This is a genomic window from Candidatus Protochlamydia sp. W-9, from assembly GCF_001950615.1.
Taxonomy (GTDB): domain Bacteria; phylum Chlamydiota; class Chlamydiia; order Chlamydiales; family Parachlamydiaceae; genus Protochlamydia; species Protochlamydia amoebophila.
In genome coordinates, this window is record NZ_BCPZ01000180.1 from 1 (window position 1) to 19,891 (window position 19,891).

The following is a 19,891-nucleotide window of genomic DNA, read 5'->3' on the forward strand; positions in this document are numbered from 1 at the left end:
CAGAAATGCCGGAAATTTTTTAATTAATCTATTAGCTGGGATTATTGCTTATACTCACCAACCTAAAAAGCCATCGATAAACTTAGCAGAGCAGCATCGCTTATTGTTAATGGCTGCCTAAAAACCCAAAATTCAGGTAGTTATTTTTTTAGTTTAGATCTATTTTTTCCATCTTTCAAAAGAGAAAAAAAATATATAAAAAAATCTTTTAATTTGAACTTTAGGCGTATTTATGAGTTCAACATTTTGCATGATGTTTTTCCTTTTTTAAAAAAATATCCAATCCACTATTTTTTAAAAAATCTAGAAAACTCGCAAACAAACTAAATTTTTTTAAGCAAATAAACTCAAAATTCAGTTTATTAACTTAATAAATTTATTTTTCATCACTACTTAATAAAATTTTTTATAAATATGATCGACTTCTATTAAAATTTGAATTAAATATTTCCATATAATAATTTAATTTGTATATTTTTTATAATATGATTTAAGAATTATATTCTCAAATTGTAAATCAATTTTATTTTTTTATTTAGATGAGAGAATTGTGAACTGCTGTTTAGAGAGATATTTAGTAGGAACTTTTTCTAGTGATAAGCAGTCCAGGCATGATTAATCATTTCAGCTAAACTAAACTGAGGATGCCAATTTAATAGCGATGCTGCTTTTTGTGTATCTGCAAGCAATATGGGGGGATCACCTGGCCGACGAGCTCCTTCAATGAAGGAAACTTTTTTATTTAATACTTTCTCCACCGTTTGGATGACCTCTTTAACGCTAAATCCACTTCCGTTTCCAAGATTATAGCTTGTAGAAGAAGAGCCATTAAATAATTGTTCTAAGGCTTTAATATGAGCATGCCCTAAATCTTGAATGTGAATATAATCTCTGATGCATGTTCCATCAGGAGTTGCATAATCAGTTCCATAAATGGTGATAGATTTTGTCCCATGTTGAAGGCTTTTGAGGATGAGAGGGATGAGATTTGAAGATTTTGTCTGATAATTTTTAATTTTACCTTCAGGATCTCCTCCAGCCGCATTAAAATAGCGAAGACAGGAATATTTAAGACCATAAGCCTGTTCAAAATCTCGTAACATCTTTTCTGCGACCCATTTAGTTTCTCCATAGGGATTAATAGGATGACAGGGATGAGATTCACCGATCTTATTGGAAAGAGGATAGCCAAAAATGGCTGCAGTTGAGGAGAAAATAAACGTTTTAACTTGAGATTTTACCATTGCTGTTAAAAGATTCAATGTATTCACAACATTGTTCTGATAATATTTGGCTGGATTCACGACAGACTCTCCAACATCGATATATGCAGCAAAATGCATGACAGCATCAATAGAGTATTTTTGGAATAGCTGATTGAGAAAAAGTGGATCGCAGAGATCTCCCTGCACAAATGTCCCATGAAGAACAGTTTTTATAGATCCTCGACTGAGATTATCGACAACTATAGTGTGATAACCCATGAGATTTAGCATTTTGTTGACATGAGAACCAATATATCCGGCACCTCCGACAATAAGAATTGTTAGTTGAGACATACAATCACTAATTACTGAAAATTTAAAACAATCAATCTAAGTTAGATTAATTTTTTTGTCTATGTTCTCGCTCCTATTTCAATTCTACTCATTTCACGTGTTTAAAAGCATATGCGATTTTAGTTGTAAACAGAAATCCGAATCTGTAAAGTGTAAAAAAATTTATCAGAAATAGAAGTTTTGAAAATAGAATTGAGTGAGGTTGAAATGCTATTAAATTTAATTCACAATGGGATCAAGAGCTACTATATGCAGTTACCAGTAAATACTGGGCCTTCTATTTGTCGTAGTGCCCTTTATTCATTTGCTGCTTCATTTATTATTCTCAAGACAAATCCTTCCAGAGCGGCAGCTAATTTAACGCGCCCGTTGGTCCTCTCGGGAGTTGCTGCAACAGCTTCTTTAATGCATGCTTTGACGACACCTATTTTTAATTATATTTTCGAAAATCAAGACATGAAATGGACGCAGGAAACGTTTCGTATTATCTTCACATTTACGATGATTCAGCTGGCACTAAACCATCCTTCCTCATCAAAAATTAATCAAATGATCACAAATAAAAAAAGTTTTTACTTTTTTTCTTCAAACCTAATTGGGATCGGAGTTGAATTAATTGCAAAAGGAATAGGATGCATTGATCAAACTTATGCGGATCATTTTAGAACTTGGACAAATACATTTAATCTAGGATTGACGAAAAGCTCTAATCCAACATATGTCGCCTTTTAAGCTTCATTCTTTGAAGAATCTATTTGAGTTTTAAAACGGCGGCTTGCTTGAAATTGTTCAATGACTGGTTCTCCTTCTTGTTGCATCAAATCAAAAATTTGACAATAAGAGGGGGGAAGCATGTCAATTCTCAGGTTAAGATCTTTTGATTCTTGAATGACATATTGTAAAACTTTTTGATCCCAAATATCGGGGTTTTCAAAACAACAAGTGATCCATCTTTCTATTAACTCAGCAATTTTAGCATTATTAGCAAAATAGAGCGTACTACTAATCAGTTCTTTGTTATGCCAATAAAAAACGGCTAAATCTGCATCTATTTGATCAAATAGGGCGGGATACTGTTGAACTCTTGCATCTGCATCTAAGTATAAAATATTTTTAGGATAATGGCGAACAAGCATTTGTTTAATAAAGTAAGCTTTATATTGCGTATTAGCTTGCCAGCTTCCTTGTGTAGGGACAGCGACAAGGTCCATTGGCAAATAAAATCGTTCTAAACTTTCAGCCAAATGACGAATTTCTTCTTCGTAAGGAGTGTTTTCTGTAAAATAACCAACAGTAATATATGCCATATTTAATCAAAAAGGTTGGAAACAAATGTTTGTACATCGAAAGGTTGAAGATCTTCTTCTCCTTCTCCTGTTCCGATAAATTTGACGGGAATGCCAAGTTCTCTTTGAATGGCAATCACGATTCCTCCTTTGGCGGTTCCATCTAATTTCGTCAGAATAAGTCCTGTAATTGGGGTAAAATGATGAAATTGTTTAGCTTGTTCGATGGCATTTTGGCCGGTCGTAGCGTCTAAAACTAACAGTGTTTCATGAGGTCCCGTTTGTGAAGCTTTTTGGCAAGAACGTTTTATTTTTTCCAATTCTTGCATTAAGGGCGTTTTGGTATGTAATCGTCCTGCTGTATCAATGATAACCAAATCACACTTTCTTGCTTTTGCTGCTTGAATTGCATCAAAAGCGACAGCGGCAGGATCACTTTTTGGATGACCCTTGACAATTTCTATGTGTAATTTATGAGCCCATAACTCTAATTGTTCGATGGCAGCAGCTCGAAACGTATCGGCGGCAGCAACAAGGACTTTTTTACCCTTTTGTTTAAATTGATGAGCTAACTTTGCAACGGACGTTGTTTTTCCATTCCCATTGACTCCAACAATTAAGATAATTTGAGGCAGTTGTGAAGAGTTAAGTTCGAGGAGGTTAGAAGGATATTGACTCACTAAAGAAATTAATTGCTGTTTTAAAGCTTCAATATAATCTTCAGTTTTCAAATTGGGGTGTTGGCGATGTAAGTCGCGTATTTTTTCAGTCAGCTCAGATGCAGTTTTGACACCAAAATCAGCTTCGTATAAAAGTTGTTCAAGCTGCTCTAAAGTATGTTCATCAATTTTGCCTTGAAAAATTGATTTTAATTTGTCACTGAGAAGGTTTCTTGCACGTGAAAGAGCTAATTTGACTTTTGCAAAGCTCGATTTAAAATAATCCATTACCATGTTGTCTTGGAATCCTTCCTTTTATGTATAAGATGAGTAAAAAAAAGCTTAGCATATAAAAAAGAAAAAGGTGAAGATCTTAATTTGGCTTACCCTATCAATTCTATACATAAAACACTAATTAGCTTTTAGAATAATGAAGGTCCATCATGAATACACACGAGTTTCAAGCCAAGCAAATTTTACGTAAGTATGGCATTCCCGTTCCTGATTTTTATATCGCTTCTTCTTCGAAAGAAGTGGAAGAGATCATTAAGCAATACCAATTGCAAAGTGCTATCATCAAAGTACAGGTGCATGCCGGAGGACGCGGAAAAGCCGGTGGAGTCAAGTTAGCGACAAATCCGCAAGAAATCTTAGAATTTTCCCAAGAACTCATCGGAAAAAAAATCATTAATGAACAGACAGGCCCTAGCGGAATGATTTCTCATCAAGTTTTGATTTCCCCTGCTATTTTGATTAAAAAAGAATTCTATTTAGGAATCACTATTAATCGTGAATTGGCAAGCCGTGTTTTAATCGCTTCTCCTATCGGAGGAATAAACATTGAAAAAATTGCTCACGAACAACCTAATCAATTGTTAATGCTTCCAATTCCTTTGGAGGAAACTTTTAGATCTTATCATTTAATTCGCATTGCAAGCTTTATGGGATGGAAGGGAAAACAAATTCAAGAGGGGGTTGCAATTATTCAATCTCTTGTGAAAGCTTTTAAAGAAACGGATGCTTCTCTTCTTGAAATTAACCCTCTTGTGGAAACAAAGGAAGGCCATTTATTAGCGCTGGACGCGAAGTTATCAATTGATGACAATGCTCTTTTTAAACATGAGGACTTGAAAACTTTATTCGATCCTTCACAAATGTCTAATAATGAAGCAAGAGCACAGCAATTTGAACTTGCCTATGTTGCTTTAGAGGGGGAAATTGGTTGTATGGTCAATGGAGCTGGATTAGCCATGGCTACAATGGACCTTATTCAATACCATGGTGGACGGCCCGCTAACTTTTTGGATGTAGGAGGCGGGGCATCGCAAGATAAAGTGGCAGAAGGATTTAGAATTATTCTATCGGATTCTAATGTGAAGGCCATTTTAATTAACATCTTTGGGGGAATTATGAATTGTGAAACGTTAGCCTCAGGAATTATCGAAGCAGCTAAAGGCTTACAAATTCATATTCCCTTAATTGTAAGAATGGAAGGAACAAATGTCGAAAAAGGGAAGCAACTTCTTCAACAATCAGGTTTAGAGATTTTAATTACAGAAAATTTGACAGAAGCAGCTCAACAAGCAGTTCAATTAGCACAATCAGTAAGGTGATCCATGGCTATTTTGGTTAACAAACAAACACGAGTGATTACGCAAGGAATAACTGGAAAAGCTGGTCGTTTTCACACAGAGCAAAGCATGCTTTATGCACCAACCTATGTCGGAGGAGTCACACCCGGTAAAGGGGGAGAAGAAATATCCGGTCTCCCGGTATTTGATACGGTTTGGGAAGCGAAGCAAAAGACTCAATGCAATGCCTCATTGATTTTTGTTCCTCCACCATTTGCTGCAGAAGCTATTTTAGAAGCCGAAGAAGCAGGAATTGAATTGATTGTTTGTATCACTGAAGGAATTCCCATTCAAGATATGTTAAAAGTAAGCCAGGTAATGAGAGCAAGTCAAACAAGTCGCTTGATAGGTCCTAATTGCCCTGGTGTTATTACACCAGGAGAGTGTAAAATGGGGATCATGCCGGATTACATCCATCAAAAAGGAAATGTTGGCATTGTTTCTCGCTCAGGAACTTTGACTTACGAAGCCGTTTGGCAAACCACGCAATTAGGTTTGGGACAATCAACCTGTGTAGGAATAGGAGGAGATCCTCTTAATGGAACTAACTTTATCGATGTTTTAAAACTTTTTGAAAATGATTCTGAGACTGATGCTATTTTACTCATTGGAGAAATTGGAGGAAAAGCTGAAGAAGAAGCTGCAGAATGGATTAAACAGTTTTGCTCTAAACCGATAGCTGCTTTTATTGCAGGGCAAACTGCCCCAATTGGTAGACGCATGGGCCATGCTGGAGCTATTGTTTCAGGCGGAAAAGGAACAGCGTCCGATAAAATAAAAACGCTCAAGCAGGCTGGAGTTTTAATTGCAGAAACCCCTGCAGATATGGGTTTATCTGTCCAGTTATTATTGAATTCTAAATTACCTAATTCATCCCCGAGTTTAAAATGATCTCCATTTCAAGTTTTATTCCGATTCGTGTTTTTCCTTTTTTTTGGTTTTTGATTGCTATGATTGGTTGGCTAAATAGCCAATCTTTAATAGGAACAGCCATCTGGTCTCTTGTGATTTTTATTTCTATTCTGATCCATGAATACGGTCACGCTTTAACAGCTCTGGCATTTGGTCAAAAAGCTGAAATTGATTTAGTGGGTCTTGGGGGAGTAACAAGGCGAACAGGTAAAGATTTAACGAAATGGCAGGAATTTTTAGTTGTTTTAAATGGCCCCTTAGCTGGCTTTGTTCTATTTTTTCTTGTCTATTGGATATATTCTCATTGGAACACACTTTCTTCACCCTTAATAAAATATGCTTTTGAAGTCGCTATTCATGTAAACATATTTTGGACTCTTCTTAATCTTTTACCAGTTTTACCATTGGATGGAGGTCATCTTTTAAGAATCATACTAGAAAGTTTATTGGGAATAAAGGGATTGAAATTAGCCTTTTTTTTAAGTGTGGTTTTAGCTGCATTTCTCTGCCTTTATTTTTTTAGTATCCAACAATTTTTCGTTGGAGCGCTTTTCTTAATGATGGGTTTTGAAAGTTATCGTTCTTGGATCGATGTACGAAAAATAACTGCTGGGGATGCAGACACAAAATTACAAAAAAAAATGGCAGAGGCTATTGAGAATTTAAGAATGGGAAACCAAGAGGAAGCGTTCTCAAAATTCGTCTCTTTAAGAGAACAAGCCAGTCAAGGAGTGATTTATGTGACTGCTACTCAGTATATGGCACACATTTTAGCTGATCAAGGGCAATATAAACAGGCTTATGAATGGCTAATATCAATTAAAAGTAAACTTTCTCTTCCTTATTTAAAAATGTTGCAACAATTAGCTTATCGTTTACAAGAGTGGGAAATGGCTGTTAAAATTGGGAATCAAATTTTCCAGCAAGATCAGGCTAGTGATATAGCTTTAATTAACGCCCTCTCGTATGCGATCATGGGAGAAGCTAAGCCTGCCATAGGTTGGCTTCGTTCTGCTGAACAAGTAGGGCTTCCCAATCTTCCTACCATTATTCAAAAGCGAGAGTTTGATGCCATTCGAGATCTGCCTGAATTTAAAGCCTGGCTTAACAAAAACTTTTAAAAGCAGCGGCTTAGAACAGAGTTTTTTTATTCTGTAAATCAAATGATTCGATAAAACACTGGAAGTCGGTTTCATTGAATTGCATTTGGGGTGTCAAATAAAAAAGCATGTATAAAGTATTTCCTCTAACAATTGATAACCCCTTTAACAATTTTTTTTGCTTATCATAGTAAGAGTATTGAAATAAAAGGGCTTTTTTCCCTTTAAATAGAGAATGAGAGCAATAAAACGTTTGATGGCGATGAAATTGTTGAGGAGAATAAAAAACATGGGGAACGAGATATGTTTCAAATGCTATTTTGTAATTTTTTTCATTTAATATTTTTTCATTAATAAAAGGCAATGTCAAAGCACTTAAAAGAAATACTCCTGTTTGTGTTGCACTTGTAAAAATATGCAAATGTCCTTTAGATGGCGTATTTTTAAAGGGGATGTCAAAGGTCATTTCGATAGCGCGATGAGGAAACGACGCTTTCATTTGATCAACACTGTCTAAAGTTTCTATCCACTGCCTGGGAGGATGAGTATCTGCTGCTTGTAACATAGTAACTCCTAATAAATGAGAAACTAATATCATTAATCCACTCATTTGGATTTTCAAGCTATTCATGACAAACTCTACCTTAAATGTTAAAATGCCTTTAAATCAACGTCTAAGATTTTCCCTTATTAACTTATCGATTTTATAATAAAAAAACATTTTAAGATTTTTTCTGCGTCTTTGTAAACTCAAATAAATTCTTTATTTCTCATTTTCAGTTATTTAAATTTTAACTCTTTAGGAGTAAAAAAATCTCCTAAAAATTTGTTAAATAAAAAGAATTTGTATTAAGAAAAGGGTTGCATATGTTAAATGACGAAAGATACACAAAAGTAACTTTTTAAGTGTCTTTAGTGCTAACATAACTCTCTTATTCCAATTAATGCTTTTATTAGACGGTCTATCATTTATGACAATAAGTTTATGTCTATTTGTAAAAATAAAGAATCGATTGAAATTATCCAATCATTGCTTTTTTATCTATTTAATAAGCTTATTGTTATATGGTTGCGAAACCAAATATCATCTTCCTGCTAATCCAAAACCTATTCCCGATTGTCCTCTTTGTCATGAAGTCAGATTAGCTCTTGTTTTAGGTGGAGGTGGGGCACGAGGGATGGCTCATGTTGGCGTTTTAGAAGAGTTTGAACAAGCAGGTATTCCTATTGATTTAATTGTTGGTTGTAGTGCGGGAAGTATTGTTGGAGCACTTTATGCAGATTGCCCAAAAGCTAGCTATCTCAAAAAAATTTTGCGCCCTTTGAAAAAATGGGATATTTTAGATGTGAGTTTCTGGCAATGCCGTTATGGATTTGTTCAGGGAAGATCTTTAAGGCAATTTTTAAAGAAAAACCTCCGTGCCAAATATTTTGAAGAATTGTATATTCCTCTTTGCTGCGCTGCCACTGATTTAATCGAGGGAGAGGTGATTTGTTTAAATTCTGGTCCTCTTATTCCTGCTGTTCATGCATCTGCTGCTGTTCCCTTTGTATTTTCTCCTGTTTATTTACACGATCGATTATTGGTCGATGGTGGAGTCGCAGATCCTGTACCAGTTTGTATGGCAAAAAAGAATCTGGCGCAAGTTGTCGTTGCGGTAGATTTAAGTGAATTACTTCCCAAAACATGCCCGACAAACTTATTTGGAATAGCTGCTCGTTCGGCTGAAATTAAATTTTTATTGCAAAGTGAAAGCTGTGTGAAAGATGCCGACGTAGTGATTCGCCCTGAACTTGGTGAGGTTGGTTTATTTGATGATCACAAAAATGAACTTGTATACGAAGGTGGAAGAAAAGCCGCTAGAGAAGCTATTCCTCAAATTATCGATCTTTTATCCCAAAAAGGTTTATGGAAAAGCGAAGAAGGGCCTTGTTTGAATCATTCTTCAAATAATTGTTTAACCATCGATGTAGAAAATACCGATGTATTGACTCCTGAATAAAATTTGACACCCAAATAATTTCAAGTTTATAGTTTAATAGCTTTTGTTTACTAGAAAGGTGGCATGCTGTATATTATTTTATTTAAACCAGGAAAAATAATTAAATTTAAAATGAAATCACTATGTATGCATCTTTGATTTAAAATATAAATTTTAAAATTCAAAGTTATATCATATAATGACATAGGTATTGTGTATGGATATATCAAGCTCATCCTCTTCACAAATCCTTGAAAGTCTACAACAACTTGTAAACGGATGTCAGCACGTTGAAGAATTAAATAAACTTGATGAAAAGATACAAAGTTTCTTTAAAAGAAAAAAGGAAGAGATGGATGGGCAAGCACGTATTGAGAAAAAAAGAAAAGATCTAGATTCAGTGCAGAAACTGGATACAAGTCTAAAAAGGAAAAGAACCGAAGACTCTTTAGAATGTGCTTCCACAATGCGTACTGAGGTTACAGCTGATACTGTAAGCTGTGCAGCAGCTACAACTGCTGCTGTAACGCCCGTTATTGGCGTAACAGATGACTTTATAATTAACTGGAAATTAAAATATTATGATAATCTTTTAAGTCAAATCAAAAAACATGGAGAAGAGGGATTTGATAATTTGTTGGAGGATGCTCTAATAGCAAAGCTTCCCGAAGATTTTTTTCCTTATCTTAATCAGTTGATGATGGCAATAAATCAATTAGAATCTACTTGCTCTTCTCGTGATAATTATCACAGTTTTGGCGTCGCTCTTAGAGCACTTTTAACAAAAATATCTCAATTATCAAATTCCGGTGAAATTGAAAACGATTCGATCCAACGTGTTAGAGAATCCCTGCATTTGATTTGTGGAAATTGGTTTACCAAGGTCAACGTCTCAAAAAATCTGAAAGATCTTGTTATCGATTTGGGTGATAGGGGTGGCAAATGGAACACAAAAATTGATAAAATACTTCAATCACACTTATTGCTATCGACGAAAATAAAAATGTCTCAAGCTGCTTTGTATTCTGCATTAGGACCAACTTTCAATAAATTTATAGATCTTTTTTATCCTTTCAGCTCAGCTAATAGTCCATGGAGATGGGGTAGACAAATATTCACGAAAAGTGGGCAGCAAAAAGAGTTTATTCGCATACGTACTTGTGCACCAATTGCGAAAGGAAAATTGTCGCTGGAATACTTAGCATTTCTTAGTGACTGTAGGGCAAAAAAACAGCAAGTAGTGCAATTCGTTCATTTGGACCCAATAGAAAAAATAGGCTCAAATGAACCGCTTTGGATAAAAAAAATTTATGAAGCCCAAGAAGAATATGGTGATGTTCTCTCTATCGTGGTTTTACCAGTTGATAATATGAACGATATCTTCTCTCCAGCTCCTATGTCTATTCATCTATTTATATACCGGTTATTGGCAAAAATGCTTGATCCAAAATTTTTTGTTTTCCCTCAAAAATTAGGAAACTGCGAGAATTTACTGACAAACTTAATTGAATATATTTTAACAACTTATTTCCAAAATTTTTCTAAAATTAATCGGGAAGAACAACATGCCTTTTTTGGTCTTTTTTATGCACATCTTCAAGAAAAAATTGTATTCGCGCTTGAAGATCCGTCTATTGAAAGGGAAAGTATTATTGTGATCAATCATTGTGCTGACGGACATTGTGCTGAGGGAATTGATCGAACAGGGGTCATGATGGGTTGTATACTCGCTGCTGACTATTATCGCCTTGGGAAATACACAAACTTAGAATTTCATAGCAAATTTTTAGGAATTGTTAATGGACCTGCAGTCGTCATTACAAAAAGGCCTATTCTAAAAGAGCATATGGATATAATAATGTCTGTTTTAACTCATTTGGAAAAAATAAAAAATACTAAATTTAACTCTTTTCCAGGTGAATGGCAGCTAAGTGAATTTATATTAGATGAATATTCAGAACAAACACATCTTTCAGAAATACAATGAGAAAAAATTCAACCTTATCCTTGCTAAGTTTTAAATTTATATATTCCTTCCTTTTAACTCTTTTCTTCCTCTTGACATTTCTAAAAAAACGTAGTAAAAAAAACATAAAAATCATTAGAGGAGTGCTCTTCATATGAAACAACTATCAATATTTACCAAATTGTGTTTACTCGCCACAGGAGCTGCCTTAATAGGCTCTTCTTTTACGAACTCAAATTTAATAGAGGCGGCAACTCAGGAACAGAATCGAACTGAAGATATCAAACGTTTGCCCGGAAAAGAAACCGTCGTTGATTTTAGAGGCGTCGCAAAGAAAGCGATTCCTGCCGTTGTCTCTATTAAGGTTAAAGGACAAAAAAAAGGATCTTTGTTTGGGGATGAAAATTCTTTAGAAGATTATTTTGGAGAAAATGGGGATTTTTGGAACTTTTTTGGATTGCCGAAGAGAGATTCTCGTCAACAATTGTTATCGGGTCAAGCAACGGGTGTGATTGTGAGTCCAGAAGGGTATATTTTAACAAATAGCCATGTCGTTCATGACATGACAACAATTGCTGTGCAGCTTCATGATGGAAGAGAACTTGCAGCAAAACTTTTAGGGGAAGATCCTAGTAGCGATTTAGCGCTCATTAAAATTGACGCAAAAGATCTTCCATATTTGACACTTGGTAATTCAGACGATTTAGAAGTTGGACAATGGGTTGCCGCAGTTGGAAATCCTTTTGGCCTGCAAGCTACCTTAACTGTTGGTGTCGTGAGTGCAAAAAGTCGCAATAATTTAGATATTGCTCGTTATGAAGATTTTATTCAAACGGATGCTTCTATCAATCGAGGAAATTCAGGCGGCCCTTTGCTCACATTAAATGGGGAAATTGTAGGAATTAATACGGCAATTGCGACTAATGCATCAGCAGGTTATATCGGAATTGGTTTTGCAATCCCAAGTAATATGGCTAAACATGTGATGGATGAAATTTTATCTCAAGGGAAAGTCTCCAGAGGGTTTTTGGGCGTTTCTTTACAGTCGATTGATTATAATCTTGCTCAATCTTTTGGTTTAGATAAAGTAGAAGGAGCATTAGTCACAAATATTGTTAAAAATTCTCCTGCTGAAAAAGCTGGAATCCAGGTAGAAGATATTATTTTAAAACTAAATGGTCGCTCGATTGAGAGCGCGGCTAGTTTACGTAACGCGATTTATCGGATGAAACCTGGTACAAAAGTGAATTTGACAATTTTGAGAAAAGAAAAACAGATTGACCTTTCTCTTACTATTGGTGATTTTACTGAAGAAACTGTCGCAGCAGCATCTTCTCACAAAAGTCAGCTCGGAATTGAAGTCGCAAATATCCCTTCCGAAATGAAATCAGATGAACAAGGGGTGATGATTACAAAGGTGTATCCAGGCTCAGTTGCTAACTTTGCTGGGTTAAAAAAAGGAGCCATTATTCTTGGCATTAATCATCAAAAAATTGAAAATGTAGAGCAATTTAATAACGCTTTAAAAAATAGTTCTGCAGATAAGCCAATTCTTTTGCAAGTAAAACAAGGAAATGCTTATTTATTCGTTTCGCTTCGTTCTGAATAGTTCATCTAAGTGCTGATCATGAAAATCAAAAACTTTTTATGATCAGCGCTTAAGTCTCATTTTTTGCTTTTGCCTTATTATTCGCCTAGCTTCTATCGCAATGATAGAATAGAATTTCAGATAAAATCTTTATAAACTATTTATTTTCTATTTAAACGAAAAATTTAAAATAGAACTCATCATAACCAAACAGGAGTTCTAGTATGTATTCAGTTGACGGACACCAACCATCAAGTAGCTCACTTTACCCGCCATTATATCGTGATTATCCTTATAACCCAGAATCACAAAGTCAATCGTATAGTTATTACTCACCACAGCCTTCTGCACCCCCTATTCCTTCATTGACGAATACGATGCATACTGCGACTACTCAGTTATTTTCCAAAATTCGCAAAGTAGCCAATTCTGTTCTTTCTACAACAACAGAGCAAACGCAACAAACTGCATTCTGCCCCTCTTCTATATCGCCTGCCCCTGTTTTTATCGATTTGTCTCGTCGTGAGTATAGTTTCAACCGTACTGAACATCACCACCATCCTGCTGAGAAAACAGCTGAAGAAAAGGAAAATAACAAACAGGTATTGGCCGTTGTTTTGGGTCTAGTTGTAGGAGGTATTTCTACTTATTTATTTGGAAAAATAATGGGTGAAAATGAAGCTGCTGAGGCAAGCCATACTGAATTGAATCAATTAGAGGCGCAGTGGAATACTAATAAAAATGTTTACACTTATCAATACCAAGGAACTGACTATGTAAACGCTGTGGATAAAATTATTAGTAAGACACATGTGATTTTGGATCACCAAAAAACTAATCGCTTGCATAAACAAGTGCTTATTATTACATTTTTAGCTGCAGGGGCTCTGGGTATCGCTGGCGGTCTTGTTGCTTCAAATGCATTGATGGGGGCTGGCCTTGTGACGGGGATAGGAGCTAGTTTTTTTGGCCTTTACAAGCTCGGTTATCACTACTCTAGTAAGTTAGAAGCAAACATGGGGCGTGAAATCGAAGAAGATTTCAATTCTCTTAGTAAATACCAATTTGTAGTAGATCAAGGCGCCTAATTTTTTTTGATTAGATTTATAAAGACAAACTCTTAGAACATTCTTCTAAGCGTTTGTCTTTGGGATGTTGCGCTAATAATTCGATCGCTCTAGCTGTGATTAGAATCCCCTTTTCTAACCGATCCAACCCAAAATGTTCATTCGGAGCATGGATAAGATCTGTTGTGAGTCCCAATCCAATTAAAATAACTTCTCCTCCACAAGCCATTCCAAGTTCAGGAACAATAGGGATTGAGGCTCCTTCAAAAATGAATTCACAAGGCACACCAAAAACTTCCTGAAAAGCCTCTGAAAATGATGCGACCAGTTGCGATTTTGGACTGACTCGAATGGCCCTTCCTTGCCCTTGATGTATAGTAATTCTTACTTGAATCCCTTGAGGAGCGGCTTCGTTAAGATGGTGCTCGATGAGTCTTCCAATTTTTTTTGGATCTTGTTGAGAAACTAATCGGCAAGATATTTTAGCTGAGGCTCTCGCAGGAATCACTGTTTTAAATCCTTGGCCTGTATATCCGCCATTAATCCCATTAATTTCTAAAGTAGGTCTTGCCCACGCTCTTTCTAAAGCTGTTTTATCTTTTTCTCCTCCTCCAGGATAGGCCCCTGTTAACCTTTGATAGTCAGCTAAATCAAAATAAAAAGAAACCGATGAACGCTCTTCTAAGCTCATCTCTTCAACATCATCATAAAATCCCTTAACAGTAATTTTTCCTGAAGCATCTCTCAATGAAGCGAGCATGGCTACAAGCGCATGAATAGGATTGATGGCGATTCCCCCATGGGAGCCAGAATGTAAATCATTATCTGAACCTTGTACTTCGACATCCATTGTGAGAATACCCCGAATGCCTAATGTCACGGCAGGGATTTGAGAGTCCCTAAGTCCTAAATCGACAACGGCTAAATAATCAGCCTTTAAAGCTTCTGCTTTGGTTGGTAATAATCGAGATAATCCTGCGCTACCAATTTCCTCTTCTCCTTCAATACAAAGTTTGATGTTAATCGGTAATCGAGAATATTGTTTTAAATAAAATTTTAAGGCTTGAAGAACATAAAAACACTGTCCTTTATTATCTTGGGCTCCTCGAGCATAAACATTTCCGTCTCTCAAGCTTGGTTGAAAAGGATCTGTTTTCCATTCATTTAAGGGATCGGCAGGTTGTACATCGTAGTGATTATAAATGAGAAGAGTGGGTTTGTCGGCACCTGCCTTTAAGTACGTGGCGTAAATAACTGGGGGACCATCTTGTTCAGTCGGCCAAAGCTCTACCTCAAAACCTAGCGTTTTTAAATAATCGACAACCCAGTTTGCACAGTTTAATAGAGAGGCTTGAAAGTGAGTTTCAGAACTAATACTGGGAAAACTTAAAAAAGTATAATACTCTTTTAGCCATTCTTCCCGATTCTGCTCGATCAAGTATTTAATTTCTGCTAGACAGCTTGGTAAAGAAGGACCCATATTTCCCCTTTTAAAGTTGTCTCACATAGTAGGCTCCGCAATCAATTAAGTAAAATAGAAAAATAATCTGTAGTTTTCCAAGAGAAGAACCGTAAATGCAGATTTATTGCGTCAATTTATTTCAAATCTTTGATATGCTCTCTTTTTGATCAAACTAAGGATAAGGCTATGACATTTATCGCTGATTTACATTGCGATCTTCTTTCATATTTAGAGCAAGACGTTAAACGAACGCCGCATGATCCAGCTGTTCGTTGTTCACTCTCTCAATTGAAAGCAGGGTTTGTCAAATGGCAAACTTTAGCGATTTTCACTGAAACAGATTCTTCGTCTGTCAAAAAAGGGCTTTCTCAATTGAAAATTTATCAACAATTATTGAGAGATTTTCCTTTAAACATGCAACCTTACCAACGTTCCGTGTCTACAATCGAGGAAGCAGCTCCACTTTCTGTATTGATTGCTTTTGAAAATGCCTCTGGTTTTTGCGGGGAACAAGAACCCTTAAAAGTAGGGATGGCGCGTTTAAATGATTTGATCGAAACGATTGCGAAACCTTTCTATATCAGTTTGACTTGGAATTGGGAAAACCGCTTTGGAGGAGGATCCCTCACCCAAATTGGCTTGAAAGAAGAGGGAAAATTATTATTAAAAGAACTCGATCAAAAACAAATTGCGATTGATTTGAGCCATACCTCCGATGCCCTTGCGTATGAAATTATCGATTACATCGATCAACAGTCATTAACCCTTCCTTTAATCGCTAGCCATTCCAATGCACGAACTTTGCAATATGCCCCTCGCAATTTACCTACTGATATTGCCAAAGAGATTTTTAAGAGAAACGGGCTCATTGGATTAAATTTGTATGCTCCCTTTCTCGGAGAGAGAGAAGAATCGATCCTCGAGCATCTTGCATTTTGGCTCGAACTCGGTGGAGAGGATGGTATTTGTTTAGGCACAGATTTTTTCTACGAAGAAGATTTTACTTCAACCTACCAAAACAAAGAAAAAATTTTTTTTTCACAATTTGGAGATGCCTCCACTTACCCAACTCTGCTAGAATTTGTGAAAAAACAACTCAAATTGAGTGATCAACAAATCGACAAATGGGCTTATCAAAACGTTACCCATTTTCTTGCTTCGCAGTTGTCATTTTAAGCAATTAAGGATTTAAAGTAAGTTGCTTCAAGGTTTGTTCAAGCCAATTGTTTTCAAAATAAATTTCAGTGATTTTTCATCTATCAATGTAAGTGTGGGCATAGGCAAAAAAGTTCCTTGCTGAAAGAATGCATTCTATTCAGGATGTGCATATAAAGCATTCAGGAATTATAATGGCTGCATAAAATATTTTGTCCTCGGATTAGATGGCCTACAAATATTTTTTAGAAGCCTTCGCTTTTAGGTGAAGGAGCAGCCATAAATGTTTCATAGGTGATTTCGTAATCCAATCCGATGAGATCTGATGTTGAAATGGCGGTACCTCCGGCTGCACAAAAGCCTTGGAGTTTCCTTTTCCCTTGTCCACTCAAACCAGTAGGGGTGTAAATTAAATAATCTAAACCATCCCAGTCTGTAATTAAATGTTCCTCTGCGATGAGTCTGAAAGGAATGGCTTTTGCAAGAAGATCTTTAAGCGCTTGCTCCAAACCTTTAAATTGGCTGGGACGTGAAATAAATAGAGGGGGAATGCAAATGCCGATGCTGGCAACATTATTGAAAGGAATCGGAAGCGGATGAATGCCACTGTAGCCGAGAAAAGTGGCTTGTGATTGCCAACCCCAAGCAGAAAAGGGGAGCGTAAATCCTTTTAGCGCTAGGTTGAATTGTTCAAATCTGGCAGGGTGAAGAAGCTGCATTTGATAAAGGGGATGCTTTGCAAAATGAGTGACATCTAAAAAAAGATAGGCGGGTAAATTATCAGGTAAACAAGAAACAAGAAGTGAGATGTATTCCATTGAAACATCGCGGCAAAAAAGGCGAATGAGTTGTTGCCCTTGCTCGGTTTGGCAGAAATCCGCTACAGTTAGGTGAGCCAATGAGGAAACGCTTACACCGGTTTCTTCTTTTAGTTGGATTTCATCTTTAAAAAGATGAGTAATCCACTCTTTTAAATTCTCAATTTGATGCGCGTCCCAAGGAAACCTTAAACTAAAGTCAGCAGAACCTTTGTAAAGTGAAATTCCGATGGTTTTATGTTTAAATTCTTTCCAAAGAAAATCTCTAAAGTGCTCTAGCGATAAAGAAAGAGACAGATATTGGGTTTGGTTAATCAAAGCAAAAGGAAGTTCATCCATTAAGCCAATATTGATATCCCAGAATAAATAGGCCCCAGCTTCAATGGCTTTTAAGGCTTCTTCGCGAGCTTCTTTCCATTTCAAATCAGCTTTTAATCGCCCGTCTAAATAAATTGTCTTTGTATTAAAACCAGCGGGAAGGGTAGTTGATTCTTCAAGAACAACAGGGATAAAGAGCTCATTTTTTAAAGTATAAAAAGGGCGATTCCATTGTAATTCACATGGATCAGGCTGTTCTTCAAAATCACTGTTTGAGTCTTGCATGAGAGTCTGTTAAGGTTAAATTTTTCGAAAAACGTGGTAATGAATCGATTTTCCTTTTTCTCTCCAAAGCTCTTCAAAGTAAGAAGATCCATAACCTGGATAAGAAGTCGTATAATAAGGAGCTTCAAAGAGTGACGTGAAACCGCCGGTTTGATGAATGACATCAATCATGATTTTTGAATATGCAGCATCGTCTGTAACTAGAGTAAAGAGTTTATCGCTTTTTAAGATACGATGAATTTCTTTGACAAAAGCTGGTTGAACAATGCGGTGTTTAGCATGTCTTTTTTTTGGCCATGGATCTGGAAAATTAATAAAAACGGCATCCACACTTTCATTAGCAAAAAAATCTCGGGTAACATGAAACCCTTCTCCACAAATTGTTAGGAGATTATCAAGTTCAAATTTCTTGATTTTGGACCAAATTTTACGCGTTCGATCAAATTTTTTTTCAATGCCAACCCAGTTATATTGCGGCTGCTCAATGGCTTTAGAAGCAATCCATGCACCATTTCCGCTGCAATACTCTAAGTAGATAGGTTTGTCTTGAGAGAATGTCTGTTCATGCGTCCAGCCTGGAAAGATAAAAGGGATGTCCGATAAGTGCTGATCTGGAACATACCAAACTCGATCTTGGATAACGATTTGACGATGTTCCCATTTAAATGGTGATTTTAAATCTTTTGGTTTCATATAAACTGATAACTTTACAATTGAATGAAATAATTATATAGAAAAGGCAATTTCAAACCAATCGAAGGATTGACTATTTATTTTCACAATTTCACATGAGGCGCATGTTGCGCAATTGGCTTGAAATGAAATGGAGAGTAGGAAAGTAAAAAACATAGATTGGGCTGAGTTCGACAAAAACGGAAATGCTCTATGCAAAATGAAGCAGAATACAAGATAAAGAATCGGTCAAAGTACAATAAAGCATTGATTCAAAAGAAAAACATAACTATTTGGTTTGGAGAGGCATCTTTAGAAAAAGCGGCTTTCTTTATCGTGTAGTGATTTAGTAGGTAGACCGCAAACCATGCTCAGATAATGCGATTTTAGTGCTTTTGGTTGAAGGGAAAAGGGTAAATTAACGCTAAGAAGCCTGGAAGGGTTTGGAAAGTCAATATTTTCAGTGATGAGATTTGATTAGTCAGTTTTTAGTTAAAGTCAGATTTCTCGTAGGAAGAAAACCCTTCACATGAGAGCCTGTTATTTAATTAAAAAGAAACAAAGACGTTTTTTTTGATTCAACGGGTTTGAAAATATGCGGTGAAAAAATAAACGTAGAATTGGAGAAAATTGCACATAGGTATAGGAAACTCAGAAAGTGGGGCGCTGTGCTTTTGACGGAGGATAGCTCTGGAGATGCGCAAGTAGGGGAAAGATGCTGAAATGGCTGAGTAAATCAACAGATGGAAGTTGTGTGTAAATATTTTGCACGGAATAAAATGACTAAACAAGGAATGCCTAAAGGTAAGCGAGTTGAAAAGGCTGCTTAAGGGTTCAAAGACAAAAAGAATATAGATCTTTAACAATATAAGTTCCTGTAAAAGCTATTGTGCAACAAAGTCATTTCTTTTTGATATTCATTAATATTTATATCAAAACCAATGTTAAGTTCTTTTTCAAAATAAAATCTAATTAATTCTTTAACCATATCTTTAATTATACAAAAGTTTTTTTTGAATTATTTTACTTCATAGTTTTTAATCTAGCGAAATAGGAATCTACTTTGCTCACTAAGAATATGCATGCGTTTTATTCATCCCTTAGCATTAAAACTCGGTAATTTTATTAACCTGAATTTTGGATTTATCCCTTTGATAATGAATAAGAAGAATAAAATTTAAATGACAAAAGACCTCTGCATCATTTAAAACATTTGTTTTTCCCAAACTAATGTTTAATATGACATGAGAGGTCAAAATGGATTTAATCAAATGATATTGTAGTGTAGATGATTTCTGGAAGACTTTTGGGCAGAAATGGAATAAGCAGTTAATTGATCATGGCAAAACAAAGCGAGGACCTCAACCTGAATGATCGATACCAGAGATGATGACAATTGTCATTTTATTTCATCAATCAAATGATCGAACA

General features: G+C 35.9%; 16 protein-coding genes and 2 pseudogenes. 11 read left to right on the top strand and 7 right to left on the bottom strand.

What is annotated here, in order from left to right; translation table 11 throughout:
- Nucleotides 1-121, top strand: a pseudogene (locus BU804_RS12030) (IS982 family transposase); the annotation flags it as partial.
- Nucleotides 122-590: 469 nt separating this feature from the next.
- Here BU804_RS12030 and galE read toward each other — a convergent pair.
- On the bottom strand, nt 591-1,559 hold the full coding sequence (galE, locus tag BU804_RS05885) for a UDP-glucose 4-epimerase GalE (RefSeq protein ID WP_075883360.1): 969 nt from the start codon (nt 1,557-1,559) through the stop codon (nt 591-593).
- Between the two features lie 249 nt (nt 1,560-1,808).
- Between galE and BU804_RS05890 the strand changes: the two genes are divergently transcribed.
- Complete coding sequence (locus BU804_RS05890) at nt 1,809-2,291, top strand: hypothetical protein (RefSeq protein ID WP_075883361.1); 483 nt, start codon at nt 1,809-1,811, stop codon at nt 2,289-2,291.
- Here BU804_RS05890 and BU804_RS05895 read toward each other — a convergent pair.
- A complete protein-coding gene (locus BU804_RS05895; RefSeq protein WP_039359608.1) occupies nt 2,288-2,866 on the bottom strand; it encodes a hypothetical protein in 579 nt (192 codons plus the stop codon). The genes BU804_RS05890 and BU804_RS05895 overlap by 4 nt on opposite strands.
- Nucleotides 2,867-2,868: 2 nt before the next feature.
- Entirely contained in the window at nt 2,869-3,798 is a 930-nt protein-coding gene (gene ftsY, locus BU804_RS05900) for a signal recognition particle-docking protein FtsY (RefSeq protein WP_075883362.1), read from the bottom strand.
- A 149-nt stretch (nt 3,799-3,947) separates the two neighbouring features.
- Between ftsY and sucC the strand changes: the two genes are divergently transcribed.
- The 3 genes from sucC to BU804_RS05915 are packed head-to-tail and all read left to right on the top strand — an operon-like array spanning nt 3,948 to nt 7,168.
- On the top strand, nt 3,948-5,117 hold the full coding sequence (sucC, locus tag BU804_RS05905; protein WP_075883363.1) for an ADP-forming succinate--CoA ligase subunit beta: 1,170 nt from the start codon (nt 3,948-3,950) through the stop codon (nt 5,115-5,117).
- A gap of 3 nt (nt 5,118-5,120) precedes the next feature.
- Entirely contained in the window at nt 5,121-6,026 is a 906-nt protein-coding gene (sucD, locus tag BU804_RS05910; protein WP_075883364.1) for a succinate--CoA ligase subunit alpha, read from the top strand.
- On the top strand, nt 6,023-7,168 hold the full coding sequence (locus BU804_RS05915) for a M50 family metallopeptidase (protein WP_075883365.1): 1,146 nt from the start codon (nt 6,023-6,025) through the stop codon (nt 7,166-7,168). The genes sucD and BU804_RS05915 overlap by 4 nt, the downstream gene beginning before the upstream one ends.
- Before the next feature lie 10 nt (nt 7,169-7,178).
- On the opposite strand, the gene BU804_RS05920 is transcribed toward BU804_RS05915, so the two are convergent.
- On the bottom strand, nt 7,179-7,778 hold the full coding sequence (locus BU804_RS05920; protein ID WP_075883366.1) for a hypothetical protein: 600 nt from the start codon (nt 7,776-7,778) through the stop codon (nt 7,179-7,181).
- A gap of 340 nt (nt 7,779-8,118) precedes the next feature.
- Between BU804_RS05920 and BU804_RS05925 the strand changes: the two genes are divergently transcribed.
- The 4 genes from BU804_RS05925 to BU804_RS05940 all read left to right on the top strand — a co-directional run bounded on the left by BU804_RS05925 (nt 8,119) and on the right by BU804_RS05940 (nt 13,771).
- The gene (locus BU804_RS05925) at nt 8,119-9,150 is read left to right on the top strand and encodes a patatin-like phospholipase family protein (RefSeq protein ID WP_226996148.1); all 1,032 of its coding nucleotides are present in this window, start codon (nt 8,119-8,121) and stop codon (nt 9,148-9,150) included.
- Nucleotides 9,151-9,346: 196 nt separating this feature from the next.
- Nucleotides 9,347-11,116: a hypothetical protein gene (locus BU804_RS05930; protein WP_075883368.1), complete on the top strand. Its 1,770-nt coding sequence runs from the start codon at nt 9,347-9,349 to the stop codon at nt 11,114-11,116.
- Between the two features lie 133 nt (nt 11,117-11,249).
- Nucleotides 11,250-12,704: a DegQ family serine endoprotease gene (locus tag BU804_RS05935; RefSeq protein WP_075883369.1), complete on the top strand. Its 1,455-nt coding sequence runs from the start codon at nt 11,250-11,252 to the stop codon at nt 12,702-12,704.
- 203 nt (nt 12,705-12,907) lie between these two features.
- Entirely contained in the window at nt 12,908-13,771 is an 864-nt protein-coding gene (locus BU804_RS05940; RefSeq protein ID WP_075883370.1) for a hypothetical protein, read from the top strand.
- Between the two features lie 16 nt (nt 13,772-13,787).
- On the opposite strand, the gene BU804_RS05945 is transcribed toward BU804_RS05940, so the two are convergent.
- Entirely contained in the window at nt 13,788-15,230 is a 1,443-nt protein-coding gene (locus BU804_RS05945) for a dipeptidase (RefSeq protein WP_075883371.1), read from the bottom strand.
- Nucleotides 15,231-15,398: 168 nt separating this feature from the next.
- Between BU804_RS05945 and BU804_RS05950 the strand changes: the two genes are divergently transcribed.
- Entirely contained in the window at nt 15,399-16,388 is a 990-nt protein-coding gene (locus BU804_RS05950; protein ID WP_075883372.1) for a dipeptidase, read from the top strand.
- Nucleotides 16,389-16,612: 224 nt separating this feature from the next.
- Here BU804_RS05950 and BU804_RS05955 read toward each other — a convergent pair whose 3' ends face one another.
- The gene (locus BU804_RS05955; protein ID WP_075883373.1) at nt 16,613-17,788 is read right to left on the bottom strand and encodes a hypothetical protein; all 1,176 of its coding nucleotides are present in this window, start codon (nt 17,786-17,788) and stop codon (nt 16,613-16,615) included.
- 15 nt (nt 17,789-17,803) lie between these two features.
- A complete protein-coding gene (gene trmB / locus BU804_RS05960; protein ID WP_075883374.1) occupies nt 17,804-18,481 on the bottom strand; it encodes a tRNA (guanosine(46)-N7)-methyltransferase TrmB in 678 nt (225 codons plus the stop codon).
- A 1,236-nt stretch (nt 18,482-19,717) separates the two neighbouring features.
- Here trmB and BU804_RS12035 point away from each other — a divergent pair.
- Nucleotides 19,718-19,831: pseudogene (locus BU804_RS12035) on the top strand (IS982 family transposase); the annotation flags it as partial.
- Nucleotides 19,832-19,891 lie beyond the last annotated feature (60 nt).